We start from the raw sequence: 12,678 nt of genomic DNA on the forward strand, positions 1-12,678 counted from the left end.
GTGAAATCATGACGAGTACAGTTTGGATACTCATCTCCATTTTGCTTGCAACAGTCGGTGCAGTTGTTGGCTTTTTTGTTCGAAAGTCTATTGCTGAAGCGAAGATTAATGGTGCGGCTAATGAAGCGAGACGTATTTTAGACGAAGCGAATCGTGATGCTGAAGCACTTAAGAAAGAAGCGCTTTTAGAAGCAAAGGATGAAATTCATACACTTCGTACAGAAGCTGAATTAGAAATTCGTGACCGTAGAAGCGAATTACAAAAACAAGAAAATCGTTTAATGCAAAAAGAAGAGAACCTTGATCGTAAAGACGAAACGCTCGATAAACGCGAGCAACAGTTAGAGAAGAAAGAGGAATCTCTTGTAGCGAGACAACAACAGATTGAAGAGTTGGAAAGCAAAGTGGGAGAGTTAGTTCAAAAGCAACAAACAGAATTAGAGCGCATTTCCAATCTGACACGCGAACAAGCGAAAGCAATTATTCTTGGTAAAGTAGAAAGTGAAGTTTCTCATGAAATCGCTGTTATGGTAAAAGAAAGTGAAGTTCGCGCGAAAGAAGAAGCGGATAAGAAAGCAAAAGAGATTTTATCTCTTGCAATGCAAAGATGTGCAGCTGATCATGTTGCTGAAACAACCGTTTCGGTTGTAAATCTTCCAAATGACGAAATGAAGGGACGTATTATCGGGCGTGAAGGTCGTAATATTCGTACGTTAGAAACGTTAACGGGTATTGACTTAATTATCGATGATACACCAGAGGCGGTAATCCTTTCTGGATTCGACCCAATTCGTCGTGAAACAGCTCGTATCGCTCTTGATAAACTAGTACAGGACGGACGTATTCACCCAGCGCGTATTGAAGAGATGGTCGAAAAATCAAGACGTGAAGTGGACGAGTATATTCGCGAAGTCGGAGAGCAAACAACGTTTGAAGTGGGTGTTCACGGATTACATCCAGATTTAATTAAAATTTTAGGTCGTTTAAAATACCGTACAAGTTATGGTCAAAACGTCTTAAAACACTCTATGGAAGTTGCATATTTAACTGGACTTATGGCGGCAGAGCTTGGCGAGGATGAAAAACTAGCAAGACGTGCAGGTCTATTACATGATATCGGAAAAGCGATTGACCATGAAGTAGAAGGAAGCCACGTTGAAATTGGTGTTGAACTTGCAACGAAATATAAAGAGCATCCTGTAGTTATAAACAGTATCGCATCTCACCATGGTGACACAGAACCAACTTCTATCATTGCAGTTTTAGTTGCAGCAGCAGATGCTTTATCAGCTGCAAGACCAGGAGCTCGTAGTGAAACACTTGAAAACTATATTCGTCGTCTTGAAAAGTTAGAAGAGATTTCAGAGTCTTATGAAGGCGTTGAAAAGTCATTTGCAATTCAAGCAGGACGTGAAGTTCGTATTTTGGTAAAACCAGATACAATCGATGACTTAGAAGCTCATCGTTTAGCTCGTGATATCCGAAAACGTATTGAAAATGAACTGGATTACCCAGGACATATTAAAGTAACTGTTATTCGTGAAACACGTGCAGTGGAATACGCAAAATAAAGTGGTGAAACACCACTTTATTTTTTTGTGTTGGAATTGGATAAAATAAAGACAGTTAGTTATATAGTATAAAAGTGAAACAAACTTATAATGAAAACATATTATAAGGAATTTACTTGATGCTATAGCAATAAAAAATGCAGTACATAGAAAGGGTAAGACATATGAGAATATTATTTGTTGGGGATGTAGTAGGATCTCCTGGTAGAGGTATGATTCAACAATACGTACCGGCATTAAAGAAAAAATATACACCTACAGTAACAATCATTAATGGAGAAAACGCAGCAGGTGGCCGTGGGATTACAGAAAAAATATATCGAAACTTTTTAGAATGTGGGGCGCAAGCAGTTACACTTGGAAACCACGCTTGGGATAATCGTGAAGTATTTGAATTCATCGATGATGCAAAATATCTTGCAAGACCAGCTAACTTCCCAGAAGGAACTCCAGGAAAAGGACTTATCTTTGTGAACTGTAATGGAACAGAAGTTGCAGTTATTAACTTACAAGGACGTACTTTCCTTCCTCCGATTGATTGTCCATTCCGTAAAGTGGATGAATTAATTAATATTGCGAAAAAACGTACGAATATTATCTTTGTTGATTTCCATGCGGAGACTACAAGTGAAAAACAAGCGCTAGGTTGGTATGTAGATGGGCGTGCTACAGCAGTAGTAGGTACGCATACGCATGTCCCTACAGCAGATAACCGTATTTTACCAAGCGGAACAGCATACATTACAGATGTTGGGATGACAGGGCCATATGACGGAATATTAGGTATGGACAGAGAAGCAGTACTGAAGAAGTTTTTAACAAACTTACCAGTACGATTTGAAGTAACAAATGGTAGAACGCAATTAAGTGCAGTGTTAATTGATGTGGATCCAAATACAGGAAAAGCAAAGAAAATTGAACGTATTTTAATTAATGACGATCAACCATTTTTTGAGTAAATTCTCGTTAAATTTTAGATAAGTTATTATATTTTAATTTTTTAGAAAAATTACGAAAATTTAGCAGGAATACGCGCCATTCCTCGTGAATATAAGTTAAAGTGAAATAATTGCTAATACTTTTTAAAGAAACGAGGAGGAAACGCGGAATGGAAATATTAAAAGTTAAAGCAACGTCGGTCCCTAATTCTGTAGCTGGTGCACTTGCAGGTGTTATTCGCGAACGCGGAACAGCAGAAATTCAAGCTATTGGTGCAGGTGCATTGAACCAAGCGGTAAAGGCAGTAGCAATCGCAAGAGGATTTGTAGCGCCTAGTGGTTTGGACCTGATTTGTATCCCAGCGTTTACAGATATTATGATTGATGGCGAAGAGCGTACAGCAATAAAATTAATTGTAGAACCTCGTTAAGTTTTAAACAACCTGTTTGCAGTATGCAAACAGGTTGTTTTTATAATGGAGGAATGAAAATGAAAATTTTTGATGCTCATTGTGACGTGCTTCTTCAGTTATGGAGTGCACAAGGGAAAAGGAATTTTAACGATGATTCACAATTACATATTACATTTGAACAGTTAAAGAGAAGAAAAGGAAGTATACAATGTTTTGCTATATATGTACCAGAAACAGTGGCATATGAAAACCGATTTGAAGCAGCATTACAAATGGTAGATATTTTTTATAATGAAATTTTATCCCTACCAGGTGTAAAGTTTATTCAGACAAAAGATGATATTAACATGTTAAAACAGGACGAGGTTGGAGCGATATTAACACTAGAAGGATGCGAAGCAATTGGAAAAGAAGCAATGAAATTACGGTTGTTGTATCGCCTAGGAGTACGTTCTTTTGGACTAACATGGAATTATGCCAATCTCTTAGCTGATGGTGCGCTAGAGACACGTGGGGCGGGTTTAACGAATTTTGGTAAACAGGTTGTACAAGAACTGAATGCGCTACATGTATGGACTGATGTGTCTCATCTGAATGAAAGAAGTTTTTGGGATGTTATAGAGATTGCAAAAAATCCTATTGCTTCCCACTCAAATTGTATGAAACTTTGCGAGCACCCACGTAATTTAAACGATGAACAACTTAAAGCTCTTATAAAGAAAAATGGCATGATCGGTGTCACTTTTGTACCGCAGTTTCTAACGAATGAAAATGAAGCAAATATAACAGATATAGTAAGACATATCGAATATATTTGTTCATTAGGTGGAGAGTACAATATAGGATTTGGTTCAGATTTTGATGGGATTTTAGAAACAGTTGTAAATGTATCAGTTTATCGAGATTATGAAAATGTAATGAATGAGCTTTGTAAACACTATGCTGCATCTACTGTAGAACGATTTTTATATGATAATTTTGTAGAACATATGAGTTTTTAAGTTTTGGTTTAAAATTCAGAAAAATTAAAATTAATTCATTTGATTTTATTGCTTTTTTTAAGACCTAATACTAGAATGAAAAACAAAATAGCTTTATACTAAAGATTCAGGGAAATCAGAAGAGGCATAATTTGCGTCCGTTGTAGTTTATTTGCATAAAAAATGCTAAACTATTACTGTAAAAAAATACACTACAATGAATGCAGCCAAAAGGGGTGTAGGAGATGATTAGTCAACTTTCATGGAAAGTTGGAGGCCAACAAGGTGAAGGAATTGAAAGTACAGGAGAAATCTTCTGTATTGCATTAAACCGATTAGGATATTACCTATACGGTTACCGCCACTTCTCATCACGTATAAAAGGCGGCCATACAAATAATAAAATTCGTGTAAGTACAACAGAAGTACGAGCGATCTCAGATGATTTAGATATTTTAATTGCTTTTGACCAAGAAACAATTGATTTTAATTTCCACGAACTACGTCCAGGTGGAATTGTAGTTGCGGATGCGAAATTTAATCCAACAATACCTGACAATACAGATGTAAATCTATATGTGATACCGTTTACAGATATTGCTTCAGAATTAGGCACATCATTAATGAAAAACATGGTTGCTGTTGGAGCATCAAGTGCAGTATTAGGATTAGATGAAACAGCTTATTTAGATGTTGTTGAAGAAATCTTTGGTCGTAAAGGAGAGCAAGTCGTTCAAAAGAATATGGACGCAATTAAACGCGGCTCTCAATATATGAAAGAATTACTAGGTGAGAAAGTAAACATGATGCAGCTTGAAAAAGCTGATGGTAAAAAACGCATGTTTATGATTGGTAACGATGCAATCGCATTTGGTGCGGTAGCTGGTGGTGCTCGTTTTATGTCAGCATACCCAATCACACCTGCATCAGAAATTATGGAATACTTAATTAAAAAATTACCGAAGGTCGGCGGAACAGTAATCCAAACTGAGGATGAAATCGCAGCTTGTACAATGGCAATCGGTGCAAACTATGCTGGTGTTCGTACATTAACGGCATCTGCTGGTCCAGGTCTTTCATTAATGATGGAAGCAATCGGTTTAGCAGGTATTACAGAAACTCCATTAGTAATTGTTGATACACAACGTGGCGGCCCAAGTACAGGATTACCAACTAAGCAAGAACAGTCTGACTTAATGGCGATGATTTACGGTACGCATGGTGAAATTCCAAAAATCGTAATGGCGCCAAGTACAGTTGAAGAAGCTTTCTATGACATTGTAGAAGCATTTAACTTATCTGAAGAATATCAAGTTCCTGTTATTTTCTTAACAGATTTACAGCTTTCTTTAGGAAAACAAACAGTAGAACCACTTAAATTAGATAAAGTGGAAATTCGTCGTGGTAAGCTTGATTTAGAAGTAGAATTACCAGAACGTGAAAATAAAGCATACTTCAAGCGTTATGAAGTAACAGAAGACGGCGTTTCACCACGTGTTTTACCTGGTATGAAAAATGGTGTTCACCATGTTACAGGTGTAGAACATGATGAAACTGGAAAACCATCGGAATCAGCAATAAACCGTAAAGATCAAATGGACAAACGTTTCCGTAAAATGGAGAACTTGAAGTTTAATACCCCTGTTTATAAAAATGTTAAGCATGAAGAAGCAGACGTATTGCTTGTTGGATTTAACTCAACTCGTGGTGCGATCGAAGAGGCAATGACGCGTTTAGAACAAGAGGGTATGAAAGTAAACCATGCTCATGTGCGTTTAATTCACCCGTTCCCAACAGCTGAAATCGATCCACTTGTGAAAAAGGCGAAGCGTGTTGTAGTAGTAGAAAACAATGCAACAGGTCAGCTTGCTAACATTATGAAAATGAATCTTGGTAATGGTGAGAAAATTTCTAGTCTTTTAAAATATGATGGAAACCCATTCTTGCCGAAAGAGATTTACAACGAATGCAAAAAAGGGGTTGTATTAAATGGCAACATTTAAGGACTTTCGTAACAGTGTAAAGCCAAACTGGTGCCCAGGTTGCGGAGACTTCTCAGTGCAAGCTGCAATTCAACGTGCGGCAGCTAACGTTGGCCTAAATCCAGATGAACTTGCTGTTATTTCTGGTATCGGCTGTTCAGGCCGTATTTCAGGTTATATTAATTCATATGGTGTGCATAGTATTCATGGTCGTGCCCTTCCAATTGCGCAAGGTGTGAAAATGGCAAATCGTGATTTAACAGTTATCGCTTCAGGTGGTGACGGTGATGGATTTGCGATTGGTATGGGTCACACAATCCATTCTATTCGTCGTAATATCGACATTACGTACATCGTAATGGATAACCAAATTTACGGATTAACAAAAGGGCAAACTTCACCACGTAGTGAAGCTGGATTTAAAACGAAAAGCACACCACAAGGTTCAATTGAACCATCACTAAATGTAATGGAAATGGCCTTAACAGCTGGTGCGACATTTGTGGCGCAAAGCTTTTCGAGTGATTTAAAAGAATTAACACAAATTATTGAAGCTGGTATTAACCATAAAGGATTTTCATTAATTAACGTATTTAGCCCATGTGTTACTTACAATAAAGTAAATACTTACGATTGGTTTAAAGAGAATTTAACGAAACTAAGCACAGTAGAGGGATATGATCCATCTAATCGCATGATGGCTATGCAAACTTTAATGGAAAATAACGGTTTAGTAACAGGGTTAATTTATCAAAATACTAAGCAACCATCATATCAAGAACTTGTTAAAGGCTATAGTGAAGAGCCTTTAGTGAAATCTGATTTAAATATGGATCAGAAAATGTTTGATGAGCTTGTTGCTGAATTTATGTAATGTAAGAAGAGGAGGTTGCCGATTTGGTAACCTTTTTTTTATGTACAAAAATATAGGGTAGCCTTATTTACTTAGAAAATTCAGAATGATAAAATAATATATAAATCGTTGTATGAAAATGGCAAGTTCATTGCTTATGAAATGTAAGATCATAAAGGGCCTCTTTATTGTTAAAATTGGCGAAATACATCATACTATGGTAATGTTTATAGGGATAAAGCAATATGCTTTTTGGTAGGACAACAAGAAATGATAAAAAGGGAATGTCTATTTGCGTGGGGAAGACTTCATTCTTATGAATGATTAGATTGATTACTCAAGTTTCAAAGGACAAGTTATCTCTCAAGCTATCTAACCATTTTTGAGGTGAGTCTAGGCGCATTAAAATGGACTATAGAGTATGTATAGTTAAGGGTGAAAGGAGATTACCGATGAACGAGCAACAACGATTAGCAAGTCAACAAGCAAATTCCTCTACGAAAAAAGAAGAGAAAGATTATAGTAAATACTTTGAAAATGTATATCAACCACCTTCCTTAAAGGATGCGAAAAAGCGCGGGAAAGAAGAAGTTAAAATTGAACGGGATTTTGGCTTACCTGAAGAGTTTCGCAATTTTGGTACAGGAAGAAAGTTCTATATTCGTACATATGGTTGTCAAATGAATGAGCATGATACGGAAGTAATGGCAGGTATTTTCACCGCACTTGGATATGAACCAACTTTTTCAACTGAGGATGCAGATGTAGTTTTATTAAACACTTGTGCAATTCGTGAAAATGCTGAAAATAAGGTGTTTGGTGAGCTAGGCCATTTAAAGTCACTCAAACGAAGAAATCCAGACCTTTTAATTGGTGTATGTGGTTGTATGTCTCAAGAGGAATCTGTTGTAAATAAAATTATGCAAAAAAATCAGCATGTAGATATGGTATTTGGAACGCATAATATTCATAGATTACCGTACATTCTAAAAGATGCGATGTTCTCGAAAGAGACGGTAGTTGAAGTATGGTCAAAAGAAGGTGACGTAATTGAAAACCTTCCGAAAGTACGTCGTGGTGATATTAAAGCTTGGGTAAATATTATGTATGGCTGTGATAAATTCTGTACGTATTGTATTGTACCGTATACACGCGGAAAAGAGCGAAGTAGACGTCCAGAAGATATTATCCAAGAGATTCGTCATTTAGCTGCAAATGGTTATAAAGAAATTACTTTACTTGGTCAAAACGTAAATGCATATGGTAAAGACTTTGAAGATATAGAATACGGTCTTGGCGATTTAATGGACGAACTTCGTAAAGTTGATATTGCCCGTATTCGTTTTACAACGAGCCATCCACGTGATTTCGATGATCACTTAATTGAAGTGCTTGGCAAAGGTGGCAACCTAGTAGAACATATCCATTTACCAGTTCAATCTGGAAGTACGGATATGCTGAAAATTATGGCACGTAAATATTCGCGTGAGCATTATTTAGAACTTGTAAGAAAAATTAAAGAAGCAATTCCGGATGCAGTATTAACAACAGATATTATCGTTGGTTTTCCAAATGAAACAGATGAGCAATTTGAAGAAACGATGTCGTTATATCGTGAAGTAGGGTTTGATACTGCCTTTACATTCATTTACTCTCCTCGCGAAGGTACACCAGCTGCAAAAATGAAAGATAATGTACCGATGGAAGTAAAGAAAGAACGTCTTCAACGCTTAAATACACTAGTAAATACGTTGGCAATTGAAAAGAATAGTCGTTACAAAGGTCAAATTGTAGAAGTGTTAGTTGATGGGGAAAGTAAAAATAATCCGGAAGTACTTGCAGGTTATACTCGTACGAATAAACTTGTAAACTTCGTCGCTTCAAAATCTTTAATTGGTCAGCTTGTGAAAGTAAAAATAACGGAAGCAAAAACTTGGTCTCTTAACGGGGAATTAGTTGAAGAGCCGATTGAGGTGAAATAATAGATGAAAGTATATTCGAAAGATGACATTGTTGAACAAGCGAAAGAATTAGCAAAAATGATTTCTGAAACAGAAGAAGTTGATTTTTTTAAGAAAGCAGAGGCGCAAATTCATAAAAATGAAAATGTAAAGCGCGCAATCGATGAAATTAAAGCACTGCAAAAACAAGCAGTAAACTTGCAACATTACGGGAAATGGGAAGCTTTAAAAAAGGTAGAAGCTGAAATTGATGCATTGCAAGATAAGTTAGACAGTATTCCAGTCGTACAACAATTTAAATCTTCACAAACATACGTAAATGACTTATTACAGTTAGTTGCTAGTACAATTTCTAACAACGTAACAGATGAAATATTAATTTCAACTGGTGGCGATGTACTTAAGGGTGAAACTGGCGCAGCGGTAGAAAGTAAAAAAGGAAATTGTGGTTGTTAAAGAGATGTCATATTGACATCTCTTTTTTTGTGGATTAAACGTAAGGTCTTCTCAAAAAAAGAATGACACATTCCGCTATTGTCACGCATATGATTAAGTGAATAGTGATTGAGGAGGGTTACGAATGTCCGAATTTAGAGAGATTATTACAAAAGCAGTGGTTGGAAAAGGACGTAAGTATACAAAGTCAACGCATACATGTGAATCGAATAATGAGCCAACAAGTATTTTAGGGTGCTGGGTAATTAACCACTCGTACGAAGCAAGAAAGAATGGAAAACATGTGGAAATTGAAGGTTTCTATGATGTGAACACTTGGTATTCATTTGATGGAAATACAAAGACTGAAGTTGTAACAGAACGTGTGAACTACACGGACGAAGTAAGTATTGGTTATCGTGATAAAAACTTTTCTGGTGACGATTTAGAAATTATTGCTCGTGTTATTCAGCCGCCAAATTGTTTAGAAGCACTTGTATCACCAAATGGTAATAAAATTGTTGTAACTGTAGAACGTGAATTTGTAACAGAAGTAGTTGGAGAAACGAAAATTTGTGTAAGTGTAAATCCTGAGGGCTGCGTAGAATCAGATGATGATTTCCAAATTGCTGATGATGAATTTGAAGAATTAGATCCGAACTTTATCGTTGATGCAGAAGAAGAGTAATAGAAAGCTAGGGAGAAGTTCTTCCTAGCTTTTTACTTTACATAAGTGGCGCTGAATGAACATGATTCTTTATGAAATATGTTATAATGAAGAAAGACTCCTGAAATAGGAGATAAGAGTGTCCGTGAAATGCGACATATATGAAAATAGATTATCATGTAAGAATTATGGAGGAAAAGTATGACTCAATATACGCCTATGATACAGCAATATTTAAAGGTTAAGGCAGATTATCAAGATGCCTTTTTATTTTTTCGCTTAGGCGATTTTTATGAAATGTTCTTTGAGGATGCTGTTAAAGCAGCCCATGAACTTGAAATTACATTAACGAGCCGAGATGGCGGTAGTAGTGAACGTATACCAATGTGCGGTGTACCATATCATGCGGCTAAAAACTATATTGAACAACTTGTTGAAAAAGGATATAAAGTAGCTGTTTGTGAGCAAGTAGAAGATCCGAAAACAGCTAAAGGTGTAGTACGTCGTGAAGTAGTACAATTAATTACGCCAGGAACGATGATGGAAGGGCGTACAATTGATGAGAAAGAAAACAACTTCTTAGCCGCATTAACACATTTTGAAGATGGATCATATGCATTAGCTTGTAACGACTTAACGACTGGACAAAATACAGTAACGTTACTGACTGGTTCAGTAGAAGATATTTTATTAGAAGTGTATGCAACTGGTTCGAAAGAAATTGTTGTTGATTCTTCATTTTCTAAAGATGAACTAAACAAGTTAACTGAAACATTGAAAATGACGATTTCGTATGAAGATGCAACGGCAATTCCGGAAGGATTAGAACATCTTGTGAAAAATGTTTCACAAGCAAAATTAATTAAAGCAGTTGGACGTTTATTTAACTATGTAATAAGAACGCAAAAACGTTCTTTAGATCATTTGCAACCAGTAGAAATTTATTATACGAATCAATTTATGAAAATTGATGTACATTCAAAGCGAAATTTAGAACTGACAGAAACACTTCGGACGAAAGAAAAAACAGGATCACTATTATGGTTATTGGACAAGACGAAAACAGCTATGGGTGGTCGTATGTTAAAACAGTGGATGGAACGTCCACTTATACAGAAAGAAAGAATTGAAGAGCGTTTAGAAATGGTTGAAACGTTTGTAAATGATTACTTCTTACGTGAAGATTTAAAAGAAAAGTTAAAAGAAGTATATGATTTAGAACGCTTAGCAGGAAAAGTTGCATTTGGTAACGTAAATGCAAGAGACTTATTACAATTAAGACGTTCATTACTTCAAGTGCCAGCTATTTTAGAAGCAATTAGCTTGTTAGATAACGCTTATGCATCGAGATTAATTCAAGGTGCAGATCCATGTGAAAGCTTAACAGAATTACTAGGAAGAAGTATTCAAGAAAACCCACCGCTTTCAATTAAAGATGGAGATATTATTAAAGATGGTTATAATGACAAGCTTGATCAATATCGTTACGTGAGTAAAAACGGGAAAACGTGGATTGCTGAGCTTGAAAAAAGAGAACGTGATATTACTGGAATTAAATCGTTAAAAATCGGATACAACCGTATTTTCGGTTACTACATTGAAGTAACGAAAGCGAATCTTGCAGCACTTCCAGAAGGTCGCTATGAACGTAAACAGACGCTTGCTAATGCTGAACGTTTCATTACAGATGAACTGAAAGAAAAAGAAACGTTAATCTTAGAAGCTGAAGAAAAAATTGTACAGCTAGAATACGATTTATTTACAGCACTTCGTGAAGAAGTAAAAGTATTTATTCCGAAATTACAACATTTAGCGAAAGTAATTAGTGAATTAGACGTACTGCAAAGTTTTGCGACAGTTAGTGAAGAAGAACAGTTTGTAAAACCTGTACTGACAACGAAGCGCGAAATCTTTATTAAAGATGGTCGTCATCCTGTCGTTGAAAAAGTATTGAACGGGAAATTGTATGTACCGAATGATTGTATTATGCCAGAGAATATGGATGTCTTTTTAATTACAGGGCCGAACATGTCTGGTAAAAGTACGTATATGAGACAATTAGCACTTGTAACGGTTATGTCGCAAATCGGTTGTTTCGTACCAGCAACAGAAGCAGTATTACCTGTATTTGATCAAATCTTTACGAGAATTGGTGCAGCGGATGATTTAATATCAGGTCAAAGTACATTTATGGTCGAAATGTTAGAAGCGAAAAATGCAATTGCAAACGCATCAGAAAGAAGTTTAATTTTATTCGATGAAATTGGACGCGGTACATCTACCTATGATGGTATGGCACTTGCACAAGCAATTATTGAACATATTCATGACCAAATTGGTGCAAAAACGTTATTCTCTACGCATTATCACGAATTAACGGTGTTAGAAGAGAGTTTAGATCAACTGAAAAATGTACACGTTTCAGCAATTGAAGAGAATGGAAAAGTAGTATTCCTTCATAAAATTCAAGACGGGGCAGCAGATAAAAGTTACGGAATTCACGTTGCGCAACTTGCAGAGCTTCCAGATAGCTTAATCGCCCGCGCGAAAGAAGTGTTAGCACAGCTAGAAGGACAGGAAGAAATTATTATTCCAAAACGAGTAGAAGTGAAAGTACAAGAAGCTGCTCCAGAACCTGTAGTTGTAAAAGAGGAAATAGCAGAAATACAGGAAACGAAAGTAGAGACTGAAGAAGAATCGCAACTATCTTTCTTTGGAGGAGAACAGTCTTCGAAGAAACAAGACAAACCTCTGCTAGATCAAAAAGAAACAGCAGTATTGGCGCAAATTAAAAAAATCGATTTACTTGATATGACACCTTTAGAAGCGATGAACGAATTGTATCGCTTACAGAAAAAGTTAAAGAAAGGATGAGTAA

The 12,678-nt window shown here is 36.3% G+C and carries 10 protein-coding genes; all 10 read left to right on the forward strand.

What is annotated here, in order from left to right; genetic code table 11:
- The first annotated feature begins 8 nt into the window (after window positions 1-8).
- The 10 genes from rny to mutS all read left to right on the forward strand — a co-directional run bounded on the left by rny (window position 9) and on the right by mutS (window position 12,674).
- Complete coding sequence (gene rny / locus ACTFP3_RS15375) at window positions 9-1,571, forward strand: ribonuclease Y (protein ID WP_000204911.1); 1,563 nt, start codon at window positions 9-11, stop codon at window positions 1,569-1,571.
- A gap of 164 nt (window positions 1,572-1,735) precedes the next feature.
- Window positions 1,736-2,530 (forward strand): TIGR00282 family metallophosphoesterase, encoded by a 795-nt coding sequence (locus ACTFP3_RS15380; RefSeq protein ID WP_001221095.1) that lies wholly within the window; start codon window positions 1,736-1,738, stop codon window positions 2,528-2,530.
- A gap of 149 nt (window positions 2,531-2,679) precedes the next feature.
- On the forward strand, window positions 2,680-2,940 hold the full coding sequence (spoVS, locus tag ACTFP3_RS15385; protein ID WP_000404341.1) for a stage V sporulation protein SpoVS: 261 nt from the start codon (window positions 2,680-2,682) through the stop codon (window positions 2,938-2,940).
- A gap of 59 nt (window positions 2,941-2,999) precedes the next feature.
- Window positions 3,000-3,923: a dipeptidase gene (locus ACTFP3_RS15390; protein ID WP_000688045.1), complete on the forward strand. Its 924-nt coding sequence runs from the start codon at window positions 3,000-3,002 to the stop codon at window positions 3,921-3,923.
- Window positions 3,924-4,147: 224 nt separating this feature from the next.
- A complete protein-coding gene (locus ACTFP3_RS15395; RefSeq protein ID WP_000625418.1) occupies window positions 4,148-5,905 on the forward strand; it encodes a 2-oxoacid:acceptor oxidoreductase subunit alpha in 1,758 nt (585 codons plus the stop codon).
- Window positions 5,892-6,758 carry a 2-oxoacid:ferredoxin oxidoreductase subunit beta gene (locus tag ACTFP3_RS15400; protein ID WP_000190155.1) on the forward strand — a complete coding sequence of 289 codons (867 nt, stop codon included), beginning with the start codon at window positions 5,892-5,894 and terminating at the stop codon, window positions 6,756-6,758. The genes ACTFP3_RS15395 and ACTFP3_RS15400 overlap by 14 nt, the downstream gene beginning before the upstream one ends.
- Window positions 6,759-7,189: 431 nt before the next feature.
- A complete protein-coding gene (gene miaB / locus ACTFP3_RS15405; protein ID WP_001005378.1) occupies window positions 7,190-8,719 on the forward strand; it encodes a tRNA (N6-isopentenyl adenosine(37)-C2)-methylthiotransferase MiaB in 1,530 nt (509 codons plus the stop codon).
- A gap of 3 nt (window positions 8,720-8,722) precedes the next feature.
- Window positions 8,723-9,154, forward strand: coding sequence for a RicAFT regulatory complex protein RicA family protein (locus ACTFP3_RS15410; protein ID WP_000870461.1), 432 nt, complete (start codon window positions 8,723-8,725; stop codon window positions 9,152-9,154).
- A 124-nt stretch (window positions 9,155-9,278) separates the two neighbouring features.
- Window positions 9,279-9,821: an outer spore coat protein CotE gene (gene cotE / locus ACTFP3_RS15415; RefSeq protein WP_001288799.1), complete on the forward strand. Its 543-nt coding sequence runs from the start codon at window positions 9,279-9,281 to the stop codon at window positions 9,819-9,821.
- A 180-nt stretch (window positions 9,822-10,001) separates the two neighbouring features.
- Window positions 10,002-12,674: a DNA mismatch repair protein MutS gene (gene mutS / locus ACTFP3_RS15420; RefSeq protein WP_000196026.1), complete on the forward strand. Its 2,673-nt coding sequence runs from the start codon at window positions 10,002-10,004 to the stop codon at window positions 12,672-12,674.
- The last annotated feature ends 4 nt before the right edge of the window (window positions 12,675-12,678 follow it).

Source organism: Bacillus cereus group sp. MYBK5-2 (assembly GCF_051915685.1).
Lineage (GTDB): Bacteria > Bacillota > Bacilli > Bacillales > Bacillaceae_G > Bacillus_A > Bacillus_A cereus.

Bases quoted from the DNA above. Each gene is read 5' to 3' on its own strand.
- rny (WP_000204911.1), top strand. From the start codon at position 9: ATGACGAGTACAGTTTGGATACTCATCTCCATTTTGCTTGCAACAGTC.
- ACTFP3_RS15380 (WP_001221095.1), top strand. From the start codon at position 1,736: ATGAGAATATTATTTGTTGGGGATGTAGTAGGATCTCCTGGTAGAGGT.
- spoVS (WP_000404341.1), top strand. From the start codon at position 2,680: ATGGAAATATTAAAAGTTAAAGCAACGTCGGTCCCTAATTCTGTAGCT.
- ACTFP3_RS15390 (WP_000688045.1), top strand. From the start codon at position 3,000: ATGAAAATTTTTGATGCTCATTGTGACGTGCTTCTTCAGTTATGGAGT.
- ACTFP3_RS15395 (WP_000625418.1), top strand. From the start codon at position 4,148: ATGATTAGTCAACTTTCATGGAAAGTTGGAGGCCAACAAGGTGAAGGA.
- ACTFP3_RS15400 (WP_000190155.1), top strand. From the start codon at position 5,892: ATGGCAACATTTAAGGACTTTCGTAACAGTGTAAAGCCAAACTGGTGC.
- miaB (WP_001005378.1), top strand. From the start codon at position 7,190: ATGAACGAGCAACAACGATTAGCAAGTCAACAAGCAAATTCCTCTACG.
- ACTFP3_RS15410 (WP_000870461.1), top strand. From the start codon at position 8,723: ATGAAAGTATATTCGAAAGATGACATTGTTGAACAAGCGAAAGAATTA.
- cotE (WP_001288799.1), top strand. From the start codon at position 9,279: ATGTCCGAATTTAGAGAGATTATTACAAAAGCAGTGGTTGGAAAAGGA.
- mutS (WP_000196026.1), top strand. From the start codon at position 10,002: ATGACTCAATATACGCCTATGATACAGCAATATTTAAAGGTTAAGGCA.